General features: G+C 48.3%; 20 protein-coding genes and 2 pseudogenes. 18 read left to right on the top strand and 4 right to left on the bottom strand.

From position 1 onward, the window contains the following. Positions 1-49: 49 nt before the first annotated feature. From ABR335_RS11505 to pyrE, 7 genes are all read left to right on the top strand, one after another. On the top strand, positions 50-1,336 hold the full coding sequence (locus tag ABR335_RS11505) for a dihydroorotase (RefSeq protein ID WP_014095539.1): 1,287 nt from the start codon (positions 50-52) through the stop codon (positions 1,334-1,336). Further along, a complete protein-coding gene (locus ABR335_RS11500; RefSeq protein WP_017552204.1) occupies positions 1,333-2,430 on the top strand; it encodes a carbamoyl phosphate synthase small subunit in 1,098 nt (365 codons plus the stop codon). Before ABR335_RS11505 ends, ABR335_RS11500 begins: the two co-directional genes overlap by 4 nt. After that, the gene (gene carB / locus ABR335_RS11495; RefSeq protein ID WP_014095537.1) at positions 2,414-5,614 is read left to right on the top strand and encodes a carbamoyl-phosphate synthase large subunit; all 3,201 of its coding nucleotides are present in this window, start codon (positions 2,414-2,416) and stop codon (positions 5,612-5,614) included. The genes ABR335_RS11500 and carB overlap by 17 nt, the downstream gene beginning before the upstream one ends. After that, the gene (locus tag ABR335_RS11490) at positions 5,611-6,387 is read left to right on the top strand and encodes a dihydroorotate dehydrogenase electron transfer subunit (RefSeq protein ID WP_014095536.1); all 777 of its coding nucleotides are present in this window, start codon (positions 5,611-5,613) and stop codon (positions 6,385-6,387) included. Before carB ends, ABR335_RS11490 begins: the two co-directional genes overlap by 4 nt. A 275-nt stretch (positions 6,388-6,662) precedes the next feature. Further along, the gene (locus tag ABR335_RS11485; protein WP_035181882.1) at positions 6,663-7,574 is read left to right on the top strand and encodes a dihydroorotate dehydrogenase; all 912 of its coding nucleotides are present in this window, start codon (positions 6,663-6,665) and stop codon (positions 7,572-7,574) included. Continuing rightward, the gene (gene pyrF / locus ABR335_RS11480) at positions 7,567-8,274 is read left to right on the top strand and encodes an orotidine-5'-phosphate decarboxylase (RefSeq protein ID WP_014095534.1); all 708 of its coding nucleotides are present in this window, start codon (positions 7,567-7,569) and stop codon (positions 8,272-8,274) included. Before ABR335_RS11485 ends, pyrF begins: the two co-directional genes overlap by 8 nt. After that, a complete protein-coding gene (gene pyrE / locus ABR335_RS11475) occupies positions 8,274-8,909 on the top strand; it encodes an orotate phosphoribosyltransferase (RefSeq protein WP_035181877.1) in 636 nt (211 codons plus the stop codon). Before pyrF ends, pyrE begins: the two co-directional genes overlap by 1 nt. 802 nt (positions 8,910-9,711) lie before the next feature. Here the strand turns inward: pyrE and ABR335_RS11470 are convergent. Continuing rightward, positions 9,712-10,616 (bottom strand): annotated as a pseudogene (locus ABR335_RS11470) (nuclease-related domain-containing protein). Positions 10,617-10,704: 88 nt separating this feature from the next. Here ABR335_RS11470 and ABR335_RS11465 point away from each other — a divergent pair. Continuing rightward, a complete protein-coding gene (locus ABR335_RS11465; protein ID WP_350346173.1) occupies positions 10,705-11,814 on the top strand; it encodes a transposase in 1,110 nt (369 codons plus the stop codon). A 177-nt stretch (positions 11,815-11,991) separates the two neighbouring features. On the opposite strand, the gene ABR335_RS11460 is transcribed toward ABR335_RS11465, so the two are convergent. Continuing rightward, positions 11,992-12,852 (bottom strand): helix-turn-helix domain-containing protein, encoded by an 861-nt coding sequence (locus tag ABR335_RS11460; RefSeq protein ID WP_014095530.1) that lies wholly within the window; start codon positions 12,850-12,852, stop codon positions 11,992-11,994. Between the two features lie 212 nt (positions 12,853-13,064). Between ABR335_RS11460 and rhaB the strand changes: the two genes are divergently transcribed. The 7 genes from rhaB to ABR335_RS11425 all read left to right on the top strand — a co-directional run bounded on the left by rhaB (position 13,065) and on the right by ABR335_RS11425 (position 19,467). Next, complete coding sequence (rhaB, locus tag ABR335_RS11455; protein WP_041818188.1) at positions 13,065-14,522, top strand: rhamnulokinase; 1,458 nt, start codon at positions 13,065-13,067, stop codon at positions 14,520-14,522. 16 nt (positions 14,523-14,538) lie between these two features. Further along, positions 14,539-15,804, top strand: coding sequence for an L-rhamnose isomerase (gene rhaA / locus ABR335_RS11450; protein WP_014095528.1), 1,266 nt, complete (start codon positions 14,539-14,541; stop codon positions 15,802-15,804). Between the two features lie 18 nt (positions 15,805-15,822). Further along, positions 15,823-16,659 (top strand): rhamnulose-1-phosphate aldolase, encoded by an 837-nt coding sequence (gene rhaD / locus ABR335_RS11445; RefSeq protein ID WP_014095527.1) that lies wholly within the window; start codon positions 15,823-15,825, stop codon positions 16,657-16,659. Between the two features lie 3 nt (positions 16,660-16,662). After that, complete coding sequence (locus ABR335_RS11440) at positions 16,663-16,866, top strand: iron-containing alcohol dehydrogenase (protein WP_014095526.1); 204 nt, start codon at positions 16,663-16,665, stop codon at positions 16,864-16,866. 102 nt (positions 16,867-16,968) lie between these two features. Further along, positions 16,969-17,391, top strand: coding sequence for a methylglyoxal synthase (mgsA, locus tag ABR335_RS11435; protein ID WP_014095525.1), 423 nt, complete (start codon positions 16,969-16,971; stop codon positions 17,389-17,391). A 163-nt stretch (positions 17,392-17,554) separates the two neighbouring features. Beyond that, positions 17,555-18,130, top strand: a complete 576-nt coding sequence (locus ABR335_RS11430; protein WP_014095524.1) for a 5-formyltetrahydrofolate cyclo-ligase — start codon at positions 17,555-17,557, stop codon at positions 18,128-18,130. After that, positions 18,127-19,467, top strand: a complete 1,341-nt coding sequence (locus ABR335_RS11425) for an MFS transporter (RefSeq protein ID WP_014095523.1) — start codon at positions 18,127-18,129, stop codon at positions 19,465-19,467. Before ABR335_RS11430 ends, ABR335_RS11425 begins: the two co-directional genes overlap by 4 nt. A 172-nt stretch (positions 19,468-19,639) precedes the next feature. Here the strand turns inward: ABR335_RS11425 and ABR335_RS11420 are convergent, their stop codons facing one another. Then, positions 19,640-21,061 (bottom strand): DHA2 family efflux MFS transporter permease subunit, encoded by a 1,422-nt coding sequence (locus tag ABR335_RS11420; RefSeq protein ID WP_187287746.1) that lies wholly within the window; start codon positions 21,059-21,061, stop codon positions 19,640-19,642. A 92-nt stretch (positions 21,062-21,153) separates the two neighbouring features. Continuing rightward, positions 21,154-21,714, bottom strand: coding sequence for a TetR/AcrR family transcriptional regulator (locus ABR335_RS11415; RefSeq protein ID WP_014095521.1), 561 nt, complete (start codon positions 21,712-21,714; stop codon positions 21,154-21,156). A 233-nt stretch (positions 21,715-21,947) separates the two neighbouring features. Between ABR335_RS11415 and ABR335_RS11410 the strand changes: the two are divergent. From ABR335_RS11410 to ABR335_RS11400, 3 genes and pseudogenes are all read left to right on the top strand, one after another. Further along, positions 21,948-22,195: pseudogene (locus ABR335_RS11410) on the top strand (transposase); the annotation flags it as partial. Positions 22,196-22,404: 209 nt separating this feature from the next. Then, entirely contained in the window at positions 22,405-22,950 is a 546-nt protein-coding gene (locus tag ABR335_RS11405; RefSeq protein ID WP_035181846.1) for a GNAT family N-acetyltransferase, read from the top strand. A gap of 174 nt (positions 22,951-23,124) precedes the next feature. Further along, positions 23,125-24,282 carry an AI-2E family transporter gene (locus ABR335_RS11400; RefSeq protein ID WP_350346172.1) on the top strand — a complete coding sequence of 386 codons (1,158 nt, stop codon included), beginning with the start codon at positions 23,125-23,127 and terminating at the stop codon, positions 24,280-24,282. The last annotated feature ends 4 nt before the right edge of the window (positions 24,283-24,286 follow it).

Here is a 24,286-nt window from a genome sequence, read left to right as displayed (position 1 = left end):
TTGCTATGGATCGCGCTATTTTGACAAAACAGAAAAGGTGGTTTGCCAAGTGGACTGGTTAATTAAAGGCGGGATGGTTTTAGATGAAAAGGGAGAATCGGTAAAGCGGGATATCCGGATCAAAGATGGAAAAATTGCGGAAACCGGCTCGGAACTGAAAGAAGCGGGCGAACAGGTATATGATGCAACGGGGCTTACGGTTCTCCCCGGGTTTGTCGACTTGCATGTGCATTTGCGGGAACCGGGGTTCGAACAGAAGGAAACGATCCGCACCGGGACGATGGCCGCGGCAAAAGGCGGGTTTACAACGGTAGCGGCGATGCCAAACACCAAACCGGTTACCGACCGGCCGGCGCGCCTTTTGTCTCTAAAGGAAAAAATCAGCCGGGATGCAGTTGTGCGCGTGCTCCCTTATGCTGCCATCACCCTTGATGAAAAAGGCGGCGAACTCGTGGATTTTGCCGGTTTAAAAGCAGCAGGCGCCTTCGCGTTCACGGATGACGGCGTCGGCGTGCAGGAAGCGGGGCAGATGCTAGCTGCGATGGAACAGGCAAAAGCACTCGGTATGGCGGTCGTCGCCCATTGTGAAGACAATTCGCTCATCCGGGGCGGCTGCGTGCATGACGGATCTTTCGCGGCGGCGCACGGGTTAAAAGGGATCCCTTCCGTATGCGAGTCGGTGCAGATCGCCCGCGACGTGTTGCTTGCAGAACATACAGGCTGCCATTATCATGTCTGCCATATCAGCACGAAAGAATCCGTCCGGGTTGTTCGTGACGCAAAACGGGCCGGCATTCCAGTGACAGCCGAAGTGACACCGCACCATTTGCTCCTTTCTGAAGACGACATCCCGGGCCCTGATGCCAACTGGAAAATGAACCCGCCGCTCCGGTCGAAAAGAGACCGCGACGCCCTTATTGAAGGCCTTTTGGATGGCACGATTGATTTTATCGCCACTGACCACGCTCCGCATACCGCGGAGGAAAAAGCAAAAGGCATTGAACAGGCGCCATTTGGCATCACCGGATTTGAAACAGCTTTTCCGCTTTTATATACACATTTTGTTGAAACTGGCATATTTACGCTAAAACAGCTTGTTGACTGGATGACAATAAAGCCGGCTAGCGTGTTCGGTCTTCCATACGGGACGCTGAAAACAGGGGCACCCGCCGATATCACGGCAGTTAACCTGGCAGAAGAAAAAACAATTGACCCGGATCGCTTTTTATCGAAAGGAAAAAATACCCCGTTTTTGGGGTGTGTATGCAAAGGCTTCCCGCAAGCCACATGGGGAAGCGGAAAACTGGTATGGGAAAAGGAGCTGGCATTGAAATGAAAAGGCAACTGCTCTTGGAAGACGGCACGGTTTTTAAAGGGGAAGGTTTTGGCAGTGAAAAAGCGGCTTACGGGGAAATCGTTTTTACAACCGGGATGACTGGTTACCAGGAGACATTAACCGACCCGTCTTTTTACGGCCAGATCGTCACGTTCACCTACCCGCTCATCGGGAACTACGGCATCAACTGGAACGATTTTGAAGCGGTAAAGCCGTATGTGAAGGGGGTCGTGGTGAAAGAAGCGGCTTCGTACCCGTCAAACTGGCGGAGCACCTTAACGCTCGATACCTTTTTAAAAGAAAAAGGCATCCCCGGTATATCCGGCATTGACACCCGGAAACTGACAAGAAAAATCCGCGCTTTCGGTACGCTCAGGGCCGCCCTTTGTGCCGAAGACGAAGATCCGGAAGCCGTGATCAAAAATCTTCAAGCGAAACGAGCTATTCATGATGCCGTTGCAAGAGTATCCACAAAGAAGCGTTACGAAATGGAAGGGCCCGGCAAACATATTGCCCTTGTCGATTTCGGCGCGAAAAAAAGCATTTTAACCGAACTTTCAAAACGAAACTGCCGCGTTACCGTGTTGCCGTATGATACAACGGCGGCGGACATTTTACAGCTCCGGCCGGATGGGGTGATGTTGTCAAACGGTCCCGGCAACCCGAAAGATGTCGCTTGTGCGGTTGATATGGTAAAAGGCATACTCGGGAAAGTGCCGCTTTTCGGGATTTGTCTCGGGCACCAGCTGTTTGCGTTAGCGTGCGGCGCCGATACGTTCAAATTAAAATTCGGCCACCGCGGCGCGAATCATCCTGTCCAGGACATCGAAACAGGGAAAACGGTGATCACCTCGCAGAACCACGGCTATGCGGTCGATGAACATTCGCTTGCCGGAACAGACCTTATCGTAACGGAACGGGCATTGAACGACGGCACGATTGAAGGACTGGCACATCGCAAATACCCTGCTTTTACCGTCCAGTACCACCCGGAAGCATCGCCAGGCCCGCACGATTCGAACCCGTTATTCGACAAGTTTTTAACCATGGTTGAAAAACAAAAGGAGGAACAAACCTATGCCAAAACGCACTGATATCGAAAAAATTCTTGTGATCGGATCCGGCCCGATCGTGATCGGCCAGGCTGCAGAATTTGATTACGCCGGCACGCAGGCCTGCCTTGCTTTAAAAGAAGAAGGGTATCATGTCGTTTTGGTCAATTCCAATCCGGCAACGATTATGACCGATACGGAAATGGCGGATAAAATCTACATCGAACCGCTTACGCCGGCATTTGTCGCCCGCATCATCCGCAAAGAACGCCCGGATGCCCTCCTGCCGACGCTTGGTGGCCAGACCGGTCTCAACATTGCAATGGAACTGGCGAAATCCGGCATCCTTGACGAGTACGGCGTCGAAGTGCTCGGAACAAGACTGGGCGCCATCGAGCAGGCGGAAGACCGGGAAGCGTTCCGCGAACTGATGGGAAAACTTGGCGAGCCGGTGCCGGACAGCATGATCATCCATACACTCGAAGAAGCTTACCGTTTTATCGAAAAAGCGGGCTACCCGGTCATCGTCCGTCCGGCTTACACGCTGGGCGGAACGGGCGGCGGCATCTGCCGTAATGAAGAGGAGCTGATCGAAACCGTATCAGGCGGATTGCGCCAGAGCCCTGTCCACCAGTGCCTGCTCGAAAAAAGCATTGCCGGCTTTAAAGAAATCGAATACGAAGTGATGCGCGACAGCGAAGACCATGCCATCGTCGTCTGCAACATGGAAAACATTGACCCGGTCGGCGTCCATACCGGCGATTCGATTGTCGTCGCCCCAAGCCAGACGTTAAGCGACAAAGAATACCAGATGCTGCGCAATGTTTCATTGAAAATTATCCGCGCCCTCGGCATCGAAGGCGGCTGCAATGTACAGTTCGCGCTTGACCCGGACAGTTTTCAATATTATGTAATCGAAGTCAACCCGCGCGTCAGCCGTTCATCTGCGCTCGCTTCGAAAGCAACCGGATACCCGATTGCGAAACTGTCAGCGAAAATTGCAGTCGGGCTCACGCTGGCCGAGATGAAAAACCCGGTCACCGGCACTTCTTACGCCAATTTTGAACCGGCGCTTGATTATGTCGTCACAAAAATTCCGCGGTTCCCGTTCGATAAGTTTGAACAGGCATACCGCAGACTTGGCACGCAAATGAAAGCAACGGGCGAAGTAATGGCGATCGGCCGCACATTTGAAGAATCGCTGTTAAAAGCAGTACGGTCGCTTGAAATCGGCGTCCATCATTTGGAACTCGAGGAAGCATCCGGTATGGGCGTGATCGAAAAAAGGATCAAAAATGCCGGCGACGAACGCCTTTTTTACATCGCAGAAGCGCTAAGAAAGGGTGTCACGATCGGGCAGCTGCATGACTGGAGCAAAATCGACTTGTTTTTCCTTCATAAGCTGGAAAACATCATCCGCTTTGAAAACACGCTTCAGGAGGCGCAATGGGACAAAGAGGCGGCCCGGAAAGCAAAAGAAATGGGCTTTGCCGATCAGACGATTGCCGGGCTGTGGAAAACGACAGAAGAAAAAGTGTACGCATGGCGCAAAGAGAATGGCATTTTACCGGTCTATAAAATGGTCGATACATGTGCCGGCGAATTCGCATCAGAAACGCCGTATTTTTACGGTACATATGAAGAAGAAAACGAATCGGTTGTGACAAACAGAAAAAGCATCATTGTCCTCGGTTCCGGCCCGATCCGGATCGGCCAGGGAATCGAGTTTGACTATGCAACCGTCCATGCGGTGTGGGCAATCCAGGAAGCCGGGTACGAAGCGATCATCATTAACAACAACCCGGAAACCGTCTCCACCGATTTCAGCATCTCTGACAAGCTCTATTTTGAACCGCTGACGATTGAAGATGTCATGCATATCATCGATTTGGAACAGCCGGAAGGGGTTGTTGTCCAGTTCGGCGGCCAGACGGCGATCAATCTCGCGGAACAGCTCGCAAACCGCGGGGTGCGCATTCTCGGCACTTCGCTTGAAAATCTCGATCGTGCCGAAGACCGCGACAAATTCGACCATTTGTTAAACCGGCTCGGCATTAAACGCCCGCTTGGAAAAACCGGCACTTCGGCGGAAGAAGCCGTCCGAATTGCGGCCGAAATCGGCTATCCGGTGCTCGTGCGCCCGTCGTTTGTGCTCGGCGGACGGGCGATGGAAATCGTCTACCATGAAGAAGACTTGCGCCAGTATATGAAACACGCGGTGAAAGTCAGCCCGAACCAGCCGGTTTTGATTGACCGCTATGTGACAGGGCAGGAGTTTGAAGTCGATGTGATCGCGGACGGCCGGGATATTTTAATCCCGGGCATCGTGGAACATATTGAACGGGCCGGCGTCCACTCCGGCGACTCGATCGCAGTCTATCCGCCGCAGCGGCTTTCCGAGGCATTAAAAGCGGAAATGGTGGAGACGTGCCGCAAGCTTGCTTCAGAGCTTGAAATCAAAGGGTTAATGAACATCCAGTTTATCGTCTCGCACAATGAACTCTTTGTGATCGAAGTGAACCCGCGCTCAAGCCGGACGGTTCCGTTTTTAAGCAAAATTACCGATGTCCCGATGGCAAAACTCGCGATGAAAGTGATTTTAGGCGAATCGCTTGAAAATCTCGGCTATGGCACCGGCTTGAGGCCGGAAAAAGCGGAGGTGTTCGTGAAAGTGCCGGTCTTCTCTTTTGCAAAATTGAAGCGGGTGGAACCGACACTCGGACCGGAAATGAAATCGACGGGAGAAGTGATGGGTTGCGACCGTACATTTGAAAAAGCGCTGTACAAAGGGCTCGTTGCAGCAGGCATGAAGCTTTCGCCGGATGGCAGCATCCTGTTTACGGTTGCCGATAAAGACAAACCGGAAGCCCTGCCGCTTGCGAAACGCTTTGTCGAGATCGGTTTTACCTTAAAAGCAACGGCGGGAACGGCAAAATTTTTAAGGGAAAACGGCCTGGCTGTCGAAGAAGTGGAAAAAATTGGCGGCGAAGGGGCGACCGTGCTCGACTCGATCCAAAGGGGCGATGTGCAATTTGTCCTGAACACGATCACAAAAGGCCGGGAATACGAACGCGACGGCTTCCGGATCCGCAGGGAAGCAGTCGAATGCGGCATCCCGTGCCTGACTTCGCTTGATACAGCAGCAGCCATCGTATCCATTTTGGAATCGATAAGTTTTTCGATCATGCCGATGGTGCAGGGGGCAAAGCAGGCGGTGCACGCATGATCCAGGAATATATGATCGTGAAAAGCAACCGGCTCATTGCGCAGGATATTTGGGAAATGGTGCTTGCCGGCAGTTTGGTCCGGCAAATCGCCCGCCCCGGACAGTTTGTTCATGTGAAAGCGGGAAGCGGGTTTGATCCCCTGTTGCGCCGTCCGATCAGCATCGCGGCGGTGGACCGCAAAAACGGCGCGCTTACTTTGTTGTACCGGGTGCAGGGAAAAGGAACGCGCCTGATGGCAAACATGGCACCCGGCGCACGGCTCGATGTGCTCGGCCCCCTTGGCAACGGGTTCCCGGTGGACGCGCTTCGCCCCGGGCAAAAAGCGCTCCTTGTCGGCGGCGGCATCGGGGTCCCGCCGCTGTACGAGCTGTCCCGGCAGCTTAAAGCAGGCGGCGTTGAAGTCCGCCACGTGCTCGGGTTTGAATCGGCGGCCCACGCTTTTTACGTGGAGAAGTTTTCAACCCTTGCCCCGACATCCGTCGCAACGGTGGACGGTTCATGGGGGACGAAAGGGTTTGTAACGGATGTACTGGCGGCGGAGAATTGGGCATTTGACTGTTTGTACGCATGCGGCCCGGCTGCGATGCTGCGCGCATTGGAAGCGGCATACCCGGGGCAGCGCGGCTTTTTCTCGCTTGAAGAACGGATGGCGTGCGGAACCGGCGCTTGCTACGGGTGCGTCTGCCGCCCGAAAAATGACCCAACCGGCACCGCTTCGAAAAAAGTATGCAGCGACGGGCCTGTATTTGAAATGGGGGAGATCCTAATATGACCGAGTTACCTGAACACCATGATGAAAGACGGGAAGTAAAGCACCGCGTTCCCCCGGATTTGCCTGAACATCATGCTGCAAGACGGGAAATAGAGCACCGTGTTCTTCCGGATTTGCCTGAACATCATGCTGAAAGACGGGAAATAGAGCGCCGTGTTCCCCCGGATTTGTCTGAACATCATGCTGAAAGACGGGGAATAGAGTGTCGTGTTCCCCCGGATTCACCTAAAGACCATGCCGAAAGACGGGGAATAAAGCGCCGTGTTCTTCCGGATTTGCACGTCGAACTGCCGGGCTTGTCCTTGAAAAATCCGGTCATGCCGGCATCGGGCTGCTTCGGTTTCGGGCGTGAGTACAGCCGCTGGTATGATTTGAGCGAACTGGGCGCGATCATGATTAAAGCGACAACAACAGAACCGCGCTTCGGCAACCCGGTCCCGCGGATTGCGGAAACGGAAGCCGGCATGCTGAATGCAATCGGCCTGCAAAATCCGGGGCTGGAAAGTGTGCTTGTGGAAGAGCTCCCGTTTTTACAGTCATATGATGTTCCAATCATTGCGAATGTAGCGGGCTCCACTTTTGAAGATTATGTCTACGTGTCCACCCGCCTTTCAAAAGCGCCGAATGTGCACGCGCTTGAACTCAATATTTCCTGCCCAAACGTGAAATCCGGCGGCATCGCATTCGGTACCGATCCGGAGATGGCGTTTGAACTGACACGGCAAGTAAAAGCTGTTTCGGAAGTGCCGGTGTATGTAAAACTTTCCCCGAATGTCACGGATATTGTGGCGATTGCCAAGGCAGCAGAAGCCGGCGGTGCCGACGGGCTCACGATGATTAACACACTCCTTGGCATGAAAATCGATTTGAAAACGGCGCGCCCGCTTCTCGCCAATGAAACAGGGGGGCTCTCGGGACCGGCCGTCAAACCGGTTGCTGTCCGGATGATTTACGAGGTGAGCCGGGAAGTGGATATCCCGATTATCGGCATGGGCGGTATTATGACGGCAGAAGATGCAGTGGAATTTTTATACGCCGGCGCCAGTGCAGTCGCAGTCGGTACCGCGAATTTTATTGATCCGCTCGCCTGCCCGCGCATCATCCGTGAACTGCCGGCTGTGATGGAACAGCTCGGCGCCGAAAGCATTCAAGACCTGATAGGAAGGAGCCACACGCAGCATGCATAAACCGATCATCGCCCTTGATTTTTCATCGGAAGAAGAAACGCTCGCTTTTTTACAGCAGTTTGGCGGCGAACCGCTCTATGTCAAAGTGGGAATGGAACTGTTTTACCAGACCGGCCCTTGTTTGATTGCTGCCCTCAAAGAAATGGGGCATGATATTTTTCTTGATTTAAAGTTGCATGACATTCCACATACAGTGGGGCGGGCAATGAAAGGGCTGGCACGGCTTGGAGTGGATATGGTGAACGTCCATGCCGCCGGCGGTTCGGACATGATGAAAGCCGCTTTGGCTGGTTTGGAAGCCGGCACCCCTGCAGGGAAAAAACGCCCGGCGATTCTCGCAGTAACACAGCTAACAAGCACCTCTGAAACGCAAATGCAAAAAGAACAGGGCATTTTAAAACCGCTGCGCGAATCAGTGCTGGATTACGCTGTGCTTGCTTATGATGCAGGGCTTGACGGTGTTGTCTGCTCCGCATTTGAAGCCCCTGATATTACGGCGCGGCTCGGCGGGGCGTTTTTGAAAGTGGTGCCGGGCATCCGGCTGGCCGGAGATGATGTTTCCGATCAGAAACGTGTCGTTACACCTGCGAAGGCAAGGGAACTCGGTTCGACCGCAATTGTCGTCGGGCGTTCGATTACGAAAGCGCCCGACCCGTACGAAGCTTATTTAAAAGTGAAACAACAATGGGGGAACGAATAATGGAAAAATACATTGCCGGACAATTGCTTGACATTGAAGCTGTTTTTTTAAAACCCGGTGAACCTTTTACATGGTCATCCGGAATCAAATCGCCAATTTACTGCGATAATCGCATTACATTGTCCTATCCGAACCTGCGGAAAGAAATCGCCATCGGACTGAAAAAGCTGATCGAAGCACACTTCCCGGAAACGGAAGTGGTGGCAGGCACGGCAACTGCCGGGATTGCCCACGCCGCTTTTGTCAGCGACCTGATGAATTTGCCAATGGTATACGTCCGTTCGAGTGCAAAAACACACGGCAAGGGCAACCAGATCGAAGGGCGGGTTTCCACCGGGCAAAAAGTTGTCGTTGTCGAAGATTTAATTTCAACCGGCGGCAGCGTGCTCACCGTTGTCCGCGCATTACGGGAAGCCGGCTGCGAAGTGCTCGGCGTTGTCTCGATTTTTACATATGAACTTCCGGCCGGAGCGGCAAATTTTGCAAAAGAAGGCATCACCGCTTACTCCTTATCGAATTACTCCACACTGCTTCAGGTTGGCGTAGAAAGGGGGCTGATCCGGGAAGAAGACTTGGCGACACTCGAGGAATGGCGGCGGGAACCGGAGAAATGGGGGAAATCCAAAAAGGGCTGAACAAGATACTTTGGTTTGCTATAAAATATGGCAAAAGTAAGCTTACTGTTGTTTCAGGGAGGCATTTAAAAACACAAATGAAATCGCGGGACCATAGCAAATTGTTTTTTTTGGAGTATTCAAGACAAAAAGGAGCCGCACCTAGGCCTGAAATGTTTTTTTCAAGCTGTCAAAAGGACAAAACACGCTGCATCCGGGCTCGAAATGTCTTTTTGAAGCTGCCAAAAGGACAAAACACGTTGCATCTGGTCTCGGAATGTCCTTTTGAACCTGTCAAAAGGACAAAACGCGTTGCATCGGGGTCCAAAGTGTCTTTTTGAAGCAGTCAAAAGGACAAAACACGTTGCATTCTGGCTCGAAATGTCTTTTTGAAGCAGTCAAAAGGACAAAACAAGCTGTATCTGGGCCCGAAATGTCTTTTTGAAGCTGCCAAAAGGACAAAACACGTTGCATCTGGGCTCGGAATGTCCTTTTGAAGCTGCCAAAAGGACAAAACGCGTTGCATCTGGGATCGGAATGTCCTTTTGAAGCAGTCAAAAGGACAAAAGGAGCCGTGAACTGAAACAAAATGTCCTTTTGAAGCTGTCAAAAGGACAAAAGGAGCCGTGGACCGGAGCAAATTGTTCTTTTGGAGCATCCAAAAGGACAAAAGGAGCCATTGACCGGAACAAAATGTCTTTTTGGAGTGTTCAAAAGGACAAAAATAACCGGGGAACTGAGCATATTTGGTCTTTTTGAAGTGTCAAAATACCAAATGCTTTTCCCCGGTAGAATTTGTAATTCATAAGTTTGTGATCATCAATTACTCATAGTAAGACCACCTTCCACCTCTGAACTTATTAAAATTTTTTGCCAGTATCCTGCTCACCCTTTTTTTCGATTCCACAATCCTGCACCAGTCAAAAATATCATTTGTTGTAATCTTCCGCTCTGGAAACAACATCCGAAATTCTCTGACACTGCGGAGGACCGCGGCCTCAACAGATTCAGCATGTCCACAATCCTCACAAATCATTGCATGCCCTTTTACCGCACAGGAAAAAAACCACAAGCGTCGCACACAATGCCTTTCCGCAATTGATCATACTCATATTTCGGCAAATGAAGAAAAGGCGATTCTTCTATATGCAGCGAAGATAGCTTTTCTGCCAGCCTTCTATGCTTTCCGCTCAGCTTTGCAGAAATTGCATTCAAATCTTTCATATACCGTTTTAACTGATTCGGGAAAATAAATGGCGCACTCAGGGGTGCCTGGTACAGGGTAAATTCGGGGTTTACAAAAACAACGGAAGCCGAGACCGGCATATTGAAACCGAGCGAGAGAATCAACTGCCGGAAAAGCGATTCGCAACGTTTGACCTGAAGCAGCGCATTGTTGATTTCAGACTTATTTTTTGTAAAAATTCTGTCCCGCTCGTAATAAAAATCGCCTTCATAATTTTTCACTTCAAACAGGTAAATGGTTTCGCCGGTAATCATGAGGGCATCAATCTGGAACGTAGCATTGTTGCAGGAAAGCCGCAAATCATTCAGTACAAAACAATCACATGTAAGTGCTGCTGTTAAAGAGTCAAAATACCGCTCGCCTTCGTCCCCTTTTTCCAAATTCCGGAGATACTGGATGTCTTTTTCATGGAGTTTCATCCGGTTGTTCAGCGACTTTAAAAGAGCACATTCAAGTGAAGTTTTTCTTTCCTTGAAAAGCATCGTTCACATCCTTTCTAAAATTCAGACTTCACACCCATTATAAGCTACTTTTTGTATAATATAAATATCAATTTTCGCAGGTGAGCAGATGAAAAATTTACGGATTGAGCAAACGAATGAAATGATATTGGATAAATTCGGAATGGGCATAGTAGAGTTCCTTATCAGCCAGACTCATCTCGCATCAAGGCTGAATAGCGCCAAGTCAGAAACCATTAAAAGGAATCCCGGCTATTCAAACGGGGACATCGCGAAGGCCTATATCGGGCTGCTTTGCCTTGGAAAAAATAAGTTTGCTGAAATTGAACCGTTACGGAGCGACTATGATTTCCGTCCTTTTTTAAAATTGGAAAGGGTTCCCTCGCCGGCTGTCTTGGAGCACCGTCTGGACGAGGCAGCTTTATCAGAAGAATGGAAACAGATCATCCTTGAAGAGTCTCTTCACCTGCTTCGCAAGGCTGGTGCACCTATCAACCCGGTGACCATACAAGGCAAAAGTTTTATACCGGTGGATGTTGCAATGCCGTTTGCTTTTATTGGAAAGGAAGGGTACTGCCTTTCCTTTGGACAAGAAACGAGCGTGTCGGTCCGTGCTGCTGAACAATTGGCGGAAGGGGCTTTCCTTTGGCGGCTCGAGGCAAAAGAAGGATCCGAAATTGCGGCAAAACTGCTGGACCTTCACATCGATTTTGTGATGAAACTTCAGACAGATGCTAGCACTTGGGTAGAAACTGCACGGAAACACGGCACATGCTCATCCGAACGGGAAGGAAAAAACGTTTACTTTGGATCTGTTGCGGAAACCAACACGACAGCCGGGGCAAAAAAACCAGCCTATTATGTTTTTAAACTCATTGAAACAACCATTGATAAAAACGGGCAAATCCTTTTGATTCCAGAGTATGAAGCGGATGTGTACATGACAACGCTCGATATTCCGCCGGAAGCTGTGCCAAGGCTTTACGACGAACACCGGAAAGTCTGTAAATCGTTGATACGGGAATTTAGGTTTGATCTTGGTTTTAAACAGCTGCCTTCCCGGAATCAAAAAACGAATGAGCTTGCCCTGCATTTTGGCATATACGCTTACAATCTGCTTCGCTTTGCCGGTCAGGGAAAAGCCCGATTGAAACGAATACGTGAGACTATCAGGGATCTGCCAAAGATGGTGATTAAAGAAGTAGAGGCAGAAGAATAATATTGAACTTTAAATTTTTACATTGGGACAAATCGATCAATTTGCATACAGAATTTTCGCCCACCCGTAATACAGCCCAAACCGCAACCGAAGTATAACCCCGCCCTCGCTTGTGTGCCGGTAACCCTAACAGTAACGTCTTCTCTACGTTCCGATAACACAAACAGCATGGATTCGTCACCCATTCCGCCTGTACGCAAGCGGGGTCATCTCTGTTTTCCGCTTGAACAGTCGGTTGAAATAGGGAGGGTCCTCAATGCCGACGTCAAGGGCAATTTCTTTTACGCTTTTATTGGAGTAGCGGAGCAGTCTTTTCGCGGTGTTGATCCGAAAATGGATTAAGTACTCAATCGGGGGGATGCCGATGTAGTGCGTGAATTCCTTGCTGAGCTGGTACTTGTTCAGGCGGCACACCCGTTCCAAATCCTGCAGGGTAATTTTTTCTTTAAAATGGTCCTCCAAAAATTTTTTTGCTTCTATAATGTAATCGGGAATGTTTTCTTCCTCAAATGCAAGATCGTATTTCTGGATCAGCACTTCATTCAGCATTTCATGGATCAACAGCGAAATCCGGAACTCCGCCTTTGCATTCCGCGTTTCGACAAGCGCCATGGTCTCATCAATGATTTGGGAAATGCGTCCGTTTTTTGCATGAAAAACATTGCTGCCGTTTTTCATAAATTCCCCGTAAAAAGCATCCGCATTCGGCCCGTAAAAATGGATCCAATCCATCTCCCACGGTTCATCGCTTATCGTGCTGTAATGCTGGTAATTCATGCAGTCGATGAAAAAAACATCCCCTTTTTCAAGCGTATATTCGCGTCCTTCATAAATCAATTTCCCTTTTCCGCCAAACGTATATTTTAACAAGTACGATTTCAAATGCTGCCTTTCTGTAAAATACGGTTTCATCGCTTTAAAATGGCCGATTTCCTGCACATAGTAAAACAGCTGGCGCGCCCGCTGCGACGGCGTGTTAAAACAGCGGATGGAGTCATCTGTCCAGGAATAGTCGGCTTTTTCCCAGTATTGTTCCATTTTGCTACCTCTCTTCAAATTGATTATGCCATATCCTTCACGACCTTGCCAAGATCGTACAATGGTTTGCCAATAATGTTTCATGAAATCTTTTTTGATAACGTTTACGATAGGAATATAAACGTTAAATTTTAATAGATGCAATGCTTCATAGAAGAAGCAGATGATGTAAAGATAATTCAATTTTGAAGCTGGAAAGGAGTGAGAAAATGATCCGGAATTACATCGCTGTTGACATTGGGGCTTCAAGCGGACGGCTGATTGCAGGCACATGCCGGCATCAAAAAATCGAAATCAAAGAAATTCACCGCTTCAAAAACGGTTTTACCAAACGGGACGGCCATGACCGTTGGGATATCGGACGGCTGATTGAAGAAATTTTTACAGGCCTGGAAAAAGCCAAAAAGATGGGCATTGAAGCGTGTATGCTCGGCATTGATACGTGGGCGGTCGATTATGTGCTCGTTGACAAAAACGGCGACCGGCTCCAGGATCCGGTCAGCTACCGCGATCCACGGACGGTTGGCGCGATAGAAGCGCTGACGTCCAAATATTCAAAGGAATTCATCTATAAAAAGACCGGCATCCAGTTTCTTGAATTGAACACGCTGTACCAACTGTATGCCGAAGATAAAAATCTTTTGGAAAAAGCGGATAAAATTCTGCTCATCCCGGATTACATCGGATATGTGCTGACGGGAAAGGCCGTTTCTGAAGTGACAAATTCTTCCACAACACAAATGCTGAACTTGCGTGACAAATTATTCGATAAAGACTTGCTCAGCCATGTCCATGTCAGTGCCGATAAATTTGCCAAACTGGCCGATGCCGGCACGATTTTGGGCGAAATCAAACCAGAATGGTACCAAAAATACGATCTTCCGGCATGCCAGGTTGTCACGGTTGCAACCCATGATACCGCCTCCGCAGTCCTCGGTACGCCGGCAGAAGGCGATTCCTGGGCATTCTTAAGTAGCGGGACATGGTCGTTGCTTGGCATGGAATTGAATGTGCCTGTCACAAGCGAGGAAGCATTCAGGGAAAATTACACAAACGAGTGGGGCGCATATGGCACTTACCGATTTTTGAAAAACATTATGGGCATGTGGATTATCCAGGAAATTGCCCGGCATTACGACTACCGTTATACCTATGCCGAAATGGCGGAACAGGCCGGAAAATGCAAACCGTTTGCGCAATTTGTTCATGTCAACGACCCGCGCTTTAACAATCCGGAAAACATGGTGAAAGAAATTCAAGATTACTGCAGGGAAACCGGCCAGGCGGTTCCGGAATCGATCGGGGAATTGACAAACTGCATTTACAGCAGTCTGGCGCTCTGTTACGCAGTCGAGCTGGAAAAACTCGCCGCGATCACGGGGCGGCCCATTGACCAACTGTACATTGTCGGAGGCGGCAGCAATGTAAGCCTTTTGAACCAGCTGACGGCAAATCTCGCAAATGTCAAAGTGTCAGCCGGCCCCCAAGAAGCAACCGCTATCGGCAATCTCCTTGTGCAAATGATCGCCAAAGGGGACATTCGGGACATCCGTGAAGGAAGAAAAATTGTCCGGCAGTCGTTTGCAATCAAATCTTACAAGCCGCAGCAGGACAATTGGAAAGTGGTAATCGACCGTTACAAAAAGACCTTGCTTGAAACGGCAAAATGAAAGGGAGCGGAAAAGAATGGCAAAAAAAGAAGAGATCATCCGAAATTATGAAACCGCAAAACAGCGGTACGCCGAAATCGGTGTGGATACAGATTCGGCGCTTGAAAAATTGCAAAAGATGAAAATCTCGCTGCACTGCTGGCAGGGTGACGATGTCCGCGGCTTTTTAAATCCGGATGGCGACCTGACCGGCGGCATTATGGCAACCGGTAACTACCCAGGGGCGGCACACACGCCTTCCGAGCTGCGCAAAGACCTGGAAAAAGCATTCTCTCTGATACCGGGCAAGCATAAATTGAATCTGCATGCCATTTATGCGGACACGGATGAAAAAATTGACCTTGACACAATTGAACCAAAACACTTTGCTTCGTGGGTGGACTGGGCAAAAGAACAGGGGCTCGGCCTTGATTTTAACCCGACATTTTTCTCGCATCCGATGTATAAAGACGGTTTTACGCTCGCCTCCCCTGACAAAGCCGTGCGGGATTTCTGGGTGGAACATGGGAAAAGGACGCGGAAAATTGCCGAGTATTTTGGAAAAGAAACAGGGCAAACGAGCATCAACAATTTCTGGATTCCGGACGGTTATAAAGACAATCCGATAGATACGCTCGGACCGCGCCGGCGTTTAATGGAAGCGCTCGATGAAATTTTTGCGGAACCGCTCAATCCGGCTTATACGGAAGATGCGGTGGAAAGCAAATTGTTCGGCCTCGGCGCAGAAGCCTATACAGTCGGTTCCCATGAGTTTTATATGGGCTATGGTATTTCAAGAAACAAACTGGTCTGCCTTGACGCCGGCCACTTCCATCCGACAGAAGTGATTTCCAATAAACTAAGCGCCCTTTCTCTCTTCAGCAAAGGGCTTATGCTCCATGTCAGCCGCCCAGTGCGCTGGGACAGTGACCATGTCGTCATCATGGATGATGAACTGGCGGCAATCGGCAGGGAACTTGTCCGCAACGACTTGCTTGAGAAAACAAATATCGGCCTTGATTTCTTTGATGCCACCATTAACCGGGTTGCAGCCTGGGTAGTGGGCGCCCGCAACACACAAAAAGCTTTGCTGAAAGCGCTGCTTGAACCGACAGATTTCTTAAAACAAAAAGAACTGGAAGGCGATTTTACTACCCGCCTCGTCTATACAGAAGAACTGAAAGACTTCCCGTACGGCGATGTTTGGCACTATTTCTGCGAAGCAAACGGGGTGCCGGCCGGGCTTGGCTGGCTGGAAGAAGTCCAAAAGTATGAAAAAGATACGTTGCTTGTAAGGGCGTAAACAAGGAAGGGGAAGCACATGGCAAACATAAAGACGAAATTGAATATCATTGAAGCACCTTTTACACAGGAAATGATGAAAACAACCGCCAATTTGTACCGGCTTGGCTGGGACGAACGGAACGGCGGGAATATCAGCTATCTTCTCAAAGAAGAAGAAGTGGCGCCGTATCTCGATGTGAACGCCGTTATCCGGGCCATCCCTGTCAAATTCGACGCAAGGGCGCTTGCCGGCAAATATTTTATTGTCACCGGTTCCGGAAAATATTTTAAAAATGTGGCCGACAACCCTGCTGAAAATCTCGGTTTGATCCGTGTCGCACAGGACGGGCAAAATGTTGAATTGCTTTGGGGGCTTGAAGGGGGCGGAATGCCGACAAGCGAGCTGCCGTCCCATTTTATGAGCCATATCGCTAGGCTTGAGGTTGACCCGGAAAACCGGATTGTCATGCACAACCATGCGACCCATTTGCTCGCAATGACCTTTACCCATACGCTTGATGAAAAAGCTTTTACGCGCACGCTTTGGCAAATGTGCACGGAATGCCTCGTCGTATTTCCGGAAGGTGTCGGCATCATTCCGTGGATCGTGCCGGGCACAAATGAAATCGGTGAAGCGACGGCAGCGAAAATGAAAGACTATCGCCTCGTCATTTGGCCGCATCACGGCATTTACGGTGCCGGCCGCACGATGGATGAGACATTCGGCTTGATTGAAACAGCAGAAAAAGCGGCACAGGTTTACACCTATGTCCAGGCGCAGGGCGGCATCAAACAAACGATTACCGACCGGCAGCTGAAAGACTTGGCCGATGCGTTTGGGGTCGTGCCGCGGGAAGGATTTTTGGGAGAATAAAGGATGGAATGGCGCATGCGACCTCTTAAAAATGTTGACATTCCGCAATCGCTTGATAAACTCGGTGTCAAAGAAGAAGATATCCCGAACCTCGCAAAAGATGCGTATGCCGATGTGTGCACGGGTGGCAACCCGCGTGATACAAGTGTCGAAGAAATCGAAGGCTTGTACAAATCCATGCTGCATGATCCGGTTGTGAAAGCTTAAGGCTGAAAAACGGATGACCCTGGGAAATGGGTCATTCGTTTTTTTCATCATATTATCGTATTATAGTAGTAACGTTATTTTTTGGAGAAGGGAGTTTCCAAGTTGAAAATTGCTTTTATTGCCCATGATAAAAAGAAAAAGGAAATTGTAAACTTTGCGGTTGCCTATGAGCCGGTATTCGCCGACCATGAATTGTACTCGACCGGCACAACCGGCAAGAGGATTATGGAAAAAACAAATTTGAACATTACCCGCTTCAATTCCGGCCCGCTCGGCGGCGACCAGGAAATCGGCGCAATGATTGCCAAAAATGAAATGGATCTCGTTTTCTTTTTCCGTGATCCACTCACGGCCCAGCCGCACGAACCGGACATTACCGCTTTACTCCGCCTTTGCGATGTCTATTCGATTCCACTTGCCACCAACATGGGTACGGCCGAACTGCTTGTCCAGGGCTTAATGCGCGGCGATTTAAACTGGCGCAACCTCGTGCATGAGAAGGAGAAGAAGAACAGGGGGGAATAAGAATTTCCACCATATTTCATACTTCGGTTTACCGGAAAAAACGATTAGCACAGACATTTTGCAGCCCCCCTGGTTTCATACCCCGGGGGCATTTTCGTTTTCACTTCAGCCCAAACATGGTAAGATGGAAAAGCGCAAATTTTTGCTTTCTGGGGTGGAAAAAATGGACAAGGCGGAAATGCGAAGAGAAATGATCGGCCGGTTAAAGCGGTTGGATCTTAACGAAAAGCAGGCCATCGAAGAAAAACTGCAACAAATTTTGTTTTCATCCGATATATGGAAAATATCCGGAACGGTTGGCGTGACGGTCTCCCAACATTTCGAATGGGATACGCGGCGGATCATTGAAACCGGGTGGGCGCAGGGAAAAACGATTTGTGTGCCAAAATGCGTGCCAAAAGAAAAAGCGCTCGTCTTTTACCAGCTGGATGATTTCACACAATTGAAAAAAAGCTTTTTTAACCTGCTTGAGCCGGAACCGGAAGAAACGGTAAAAATTGAAAAGCAGGCCATCGATCTGCTCATTGTTCCAGGCCTTGTTTTTGACAAAAAAGGCTTTCGCATCGGTTTTGGCGGCGGTTATTATGACCGATTTCTTGCCGGTTTTCCCAATCAGACCGTGTCTTTGATTCACTCGTGCCAATTGAAGGCGCATGTCCCTAGCGAATCTTATGATATTCCGGTGCGGCAAATCGTGACAGAATCCGGAATGTTGAAAGTGAATGGAGGGGTTTCATGAAGAGTAGAACGTTTGTCATGATTAGCATTGTCTTGGCAATGCTTGTGTCATCGATTGACGCAACGATTATGAATACCACGATGCCCGTCATTGCAAAAGAACTCGGCCGCTTTGACTTGTACGCATGGGCATTTGCTTCCTATATGATCACCAGCACGATTTTATCACCGGTTGCAGGCCGGTTGTCTGACTTGTTCGGAAGGAAGAAAGTGTTCGGGTTCGGGATCGTGCTTTTTTTCGCCGGATCGCTTTTATGCGGCATGTCCTCCGGGATGATTGAACTTATCGTCTTTCGGGCTATTCAGGGCATTGGGGCAGGTTTCATGGTCCCGTTTCCGGCCATTATCGCAGGAGACCTGTTTTCTGTTGAAAACCGCGGGAAAATCCAGGCATTGTTTACCGGTATGTGGGGATTATCCGCTGTCCTGGCGCCGCTTTTAGGCTCGTTTTTTGTAACGTATTTATCGTGGAGATGGATTTTCTTTGTAAACCTGCCTGTCTGTCTCATCTCATTTTTAACGCTTTTGCCTTATAACGAGCATTATGCGCCAAAAAAAGCGCGTGTCGATTACATAGGCGCTGCATTATTTGCGGTTGCGATCACACTCCTGCTTTTGGTCACGGTCGTACACCGTAACTACTTGTTGTTTACAGCAACCGGAATCATTTTTCTTCTCCTTTTTTATTTTTATGAAAAAAGACAGGATTCTCCGATTGTGCCGCTTTCGATGTTTAAAAATAAGACATTTGCCCGGATGAATGTCAACTCCTTTATCGGGACAGTGGCGTTGTTTGGTGCTTCCAGCTATGTGCCGCTGTTTTTGCAGAAAGTAACAGGGCTGTCACTATTGATGAGCGGGGTTGCGTTGCTTGGGTCGTCGATCGGCTGGATGGCCGCTGCAGTCCCTGCCGGAAAATGGATATTGCGGTATGGCTACCGTAGGCTGTTATTAATCGGGAACGGACTTTTGCTTGTTTCGGGTGTATGTTGGATCTTTTTAAATCCGGGCCACGGGTTCTGGTACGTTTTTCTCGTCATGATTGTCCATGGCGCTGCGTTCGGGTTGCTTTCGACGGTCGGGATTATCGGTTCCCAGCAAATGGTGAGCGCCCACGAAAAAGGGATCGCCACTTCGTTTTTTATGTTTTGCCGGAACATGGGAACTGCGATCGGGGTGACCGTAATGGGCGCCTTTCTGACAAGCGGGTCCACCTACATGCAGGGCATTCACCATTTATTCCTGTTCGGCTTTTGCGGCAGCATTTTGGCCCTTTTAACTTCTTTTCTGATTCATAATGATGCGAGTGAAAGCGGAAAAACAGCAGCAAATCAATAAGGCTTATCCCGGGCTTGGCAAGGACTCTGACAGTGCTGGCAAAATTTTATAAAATGCAGGCCAGAAGCCGGTTCTTTCGCAGATCCATGATTTTATCATATTGAGGCGGAGTGCTGACAAACCTAAAAAAAACCCGTTTTAGCTTATCAGGCTAAAACGGGTTTTTTGCTCCTCAGTCGGGGGAGTCTGTTTCTTTTTTTAATTGCATTTTCCTTTGCTGGTCCTGCGGTTTTTCAAATACCCCAACGGTTCGAACGGTAAAGGAAAGGGCAAATCCGATGACTGCCAGGATGAGCGTGAACATAAAACCGTACTGGACGCCGTTTGTTAATGCTGCTGCGGCATGTTGTCCGCCGGCTCCTGTATAAGCGTGTTCACCTGCAGCCAACAATGTGGCAGACAAGGCAGTGGCAATTGCGCCGCTCACTTGCTGGGCGGTATTCATAATTGCGCTGCCGTCAGGGGACATTTCTCTTGGCAATGCATTCAGCCCGTTCGTTTGTGCCGGGGACATAACAAGCGGCGCGCCGATCATGAGCAAAAGATTTGCTGCGATCACGAAAAGAAAAGAAGATGTTGTTTGGACACAGATAAACATTGCACCAGCTGCGATGCAGATCAGAAAGCCGATTCTGACAAGCCATTTTGCGCCGTATATATCATAAAACTTGCCCGAGACAGCTGACACAATCCCGTTTACAATGCCCCCTGGCAAAAGAAGGATGCCGGTAAGCGCGACAGCTACCAGTTTTCCGCTCTGCCAGTACATCGGCAGCAAAAGCATAGACGACATGATAATACTGAAGACAATCATCATCATCAGCGTGCCAATAGTGAACATTTTATGCTGGAAGACACGCACATTCAGCATCGGTTTTTCCATTCGTAATTGCCGGATGGAAAAAATCGCCAGAGCCGCAATACCGATTGCAAGGGTTACAATGACTTTTGCATTTCCCCAGCCTGAATCCCCCGCGGAACTAAATCCGAAAACAATTCCGCCGAACCCGATCGTGGACAGAACGATAGAGAGCACATCGATTTTTGGCCGGGTGACTTCATTTACATTTTTACAAAAAATGGCGGAAATGATCAGGGCAGCAACCAAAAACGGCAGCATGACCCAGAAAATCCACTGCCATGTGAGTTTGCCCAAAATGAACCCAGCAGCAGTTGGGCCAATGGCCGGCGCAAACATAATGACAAGCCCGACAACGCCGAGTGCCGCGCCTCTTTTATGCGGCGGAAAAATCGTCATGACCGTATTAAAAATGAGCGGGATGAGAATGCCGGTTGCGATTCCCTGAACGAGCCTGCCGATGAGTAAAAAGGGGAAGGTGTGGGACACGGCTGAAATGAGCGTGCCAATAATAAATGCGCTTAATGCACTTAGCAGCAGCTGCCTTGTTGTAAACCATCTGATCATTAACCCGGATACCGGCACCAGCACGCCGACAACAAGCAAATATCCGGTTGTAAGCCATTGGACGGTGGAAGCGGTAATGTGCAGATCTTTCATCAATGAAGTTAATGCAATATTTAAGGCTGTTTCGCTGAACATGCCGATAAAGCCGCCAATTAAAAGCCCAAGCATAATCGGAAATTTTTTATAATCACTTTGCAATGGTAAAATCTCCCCTTTATTTTTAAATAGACCGGTCAGTATAATTTGGAGAAAAAAGAACATCAAATGTTCTTTATTATTTTTGGGATTTGTTCTGCAACTAATTGAAAATAGGAAGCGTCCTTGTATGTGATCGACATCGTCATCGCGCCTTCGATTAAGATATGAAACAAAACAGCGGTTTGCCTTGCGCTTTCCTTTGTGTAGCCTTTTTTCATCAGATAATCGGTATCGGTTGCGATCCATTCCTCATACGCATTTTTGCACGCTTCCCTGATATTTTCGTTAAGGTTCGCACTTTCCGAAGCGAGCAGGCCGATCCGGAAGTCCGGTTGATCGCCAAATACTTTTTCAGCGACATGTAAAAGTTGCGCCTGCATGGCTTCAATCGGATCGTCGCAACCGGCAAGCAACTGCTCCAGTTCCTGCCTTACTTCAACCTTGACGCTGTCAATTGCGGCAATTGCAATTTCTTCTTTCCCGTTTGGAAAATGGTAATATAAAGAGCCTTTCGGTGCGCCGCTTTCCTCAATGATTTGATTGATGCCGGTCGCATGGTAGCCCTGCACCTGGAAAAGTTTTTTTGCCGCCTGGATAATTGCTTCTCTTTTACTCTTTGCCATCTTTTCTCTCCTTTTTTGTACAGAACGGTCTAACGAAAAATATATCATTGATTGACTTTATTGTCAAACAGCCGTTTTTTTTAAAATAGCTCTGTTAAACATTTATGTTGATATTTACTAAAATCAAACATTCTTCCTATAATAACAGTAAGGAACAGGTCAGCGTTTTGGTTGCGAGGGATCGTCAAAACAAACCTTCTTTAACGTGATGAAGGTCGTATTTTAACCAAGCAATTGGTTCCAAGGTATCCGTTACGAATCTCCTTTTTACAGACGCCTGGAGAGCCTTCAAAGCCTAGACAAAAGAGAAAGGAATCGAACATTACCCGTTCAAATCCTGTGGAAAGGAACGGGTAAAAGGGCTTTACCATATCCAAAATGTTAATAACTATTACAGCCGCTTAAAGGGTTGGATGAACCGATTCAATGGCGTGACAACCAAGTACCGCGACCAATATTTGAGCTGTTTTTGTATTTGAATACGATCCGCCTCCGAACGATTATACAACTGTATGTAGGCAGATTGTCGACAGCTGCTTATTCCCGACAATGGCGACTTATGATAAATTGAGGTTATCTATATTCAGAGCTTCATAAGCATTATTCAACTATTGGGGCAGTCATGTTAAAGAGTGTAGGTATTTAGGCTTGTGCTAGAAAAATTCTTTTTCAGAATGGGAAGGTGCCAAAATGAATATTGCAGAAGAAATCATAATTTCTCCATTAAAGGATGAATTAATTGAGGACATTAATAAAACAAATGATTATTTCAACGTGTTTGGTAAGGTTGTACCCAGTCTTCAATCAGGAAAATGGTCTTTTGAAGAGATTCTATTTGATGAAACTAAAGAAATTCGTTTCCCAGATGATAAACTGGATTGGAGCCGTTATATAAATCGTGAAGATAAAGCTCTATTTTTAGCTTATAAGAATCATAATTGCATTGGGCAAATTAGAATAATTAAGGATTGGAATCGCTTCTGTTATATTGAAAATATCGCTACAAAAAAAGAATTTAGAGGATATGGAATCGGGAAGTTGCTTTTAACTAAAGCGGAAGAATGGGCAAAAAAAAGAAAACTTATCGGAATGTCTTTAGAAACGCAAGATGATAATCTTGGAGCGTGCAGGTTTTATGTGAAACAAGGATTCATACTAGGTGGAGTTGACACATTGAAACAGTCATATAATCCAAATATAGAGACCACTTTGTATTGGTATAAGCTATTCAAATAACGGGTGCTAATCTTCAATATGAATCTAAAACAGGGATCCCACATCGGGTCCTTGTTTTACGATCATTTATCCACAATATTATTTAACATAGCTTTTAAAATAATCCGGAAAAAAACTTCCTTTTCAAGTATAATCAAGATAAGAAAATGAACAAAAAAACGACGGAGTGATTGGATGAAAGAAATGAAACTCAGTTTATGGATCAAATACATACTGCTGGCGGTTGTGGCCGTACTTTTCGTGAAATATTTCAGCACGATTCTGGGTGCACTCGGGGCGATTTGGCATGTTGCCTTTCCGCTTTTGCTCGGGGCTGCGATTGCCTATGTGCTCAATATTTTAATGAAAAAAGTGGAACGCGTTTATTTTCCGAACGCGCAAAACAAATTTATCCGCGCAACGCGGAGGGGCGTCAGCATTCTTTTTTCGTTTGTGGTCATTTTTGGCATTGTTTCCATTCTGGTTTTGATCATTGTGCCACAATTAATCCAGGCTTTTACGGTATTGATTGATGCCATTCCGCGCGTTTACGCAAGAAGCCTAGACTATTTCCAGTCAAACAGCGGCAAGTACTCCAGTCTCGGAAAATTCATTTCAAGCCTCCAGGTCGATCTGGATGCAGTCACAAAAAAGTTGACCGCATCCCTTTCCAAAGTGGTGACCGGTATTTTAAATTCGACGTTTTCCATCGCCGGCGCCTTAACAAGCGGTATAATGAACTTGATCATTGCCATTATTTTTGCCATCTATATTTTAGCGGCAAAAGAGAAGCTGGCTGTTCAGGCAAATCAAGTGGTTCGTGCTTTTTTGAAAAAGCAGACGGCGGACAGATTGTACTACGTGCTCGGAGTGGCAAATCAGACTTTTTCAAGCTTTATTGTTGGGCAATGCGTGGAGGCGGTCATTTTAGGAAGTCTATGTACGCTTGGCATGTTTCTTTTCCAGTTTCCGTATGCTGCGATGGTCGGTGCTTTCATTAGTGCAACGGCTCTGATCCCGGTTGTCGGTGCCTATTTGGGGGCGGCATTCGGTGCCTTTATGATTTTAACAGTAGATCCGATGCAGGCAGTATTCTTTTTGATTTTCATTGTTGTGCTGCAGCAAGTGGAAGGCAACATCATCTATCCGCGGGTAGTCGGTTCGTCGATCGGGCTGCCGGGTTTATGGGTCTTGGCGGCGGTCATCATCGGGGGCGGCCTTGGCGGTGTTGTTGGCATGCTTTTCGGTGTGCCGGTTGCCGCGACATTGTATAAGCTGCTGAGCGACCAAGTGCAGAAACGGCTACAGACACCATCGGGAATAGAGGAAACAAACAGGGGCGGGGATATATAGAGGC

This window comes from Heyndrickxia faecalis, assembly GCF_040267745.1.
GTDB classification, from domain to species: Bacteria; Bacillota; Bacilli; order Bacillales; family Bacillaceae_C; genus Weizmannia; species Weizmannia faecalis.
The sequence above is the reverse complement of the archived record's forward strand: the minus strand, read 5'-3'. Positions and strand labels throughout refer to the sequence as shown.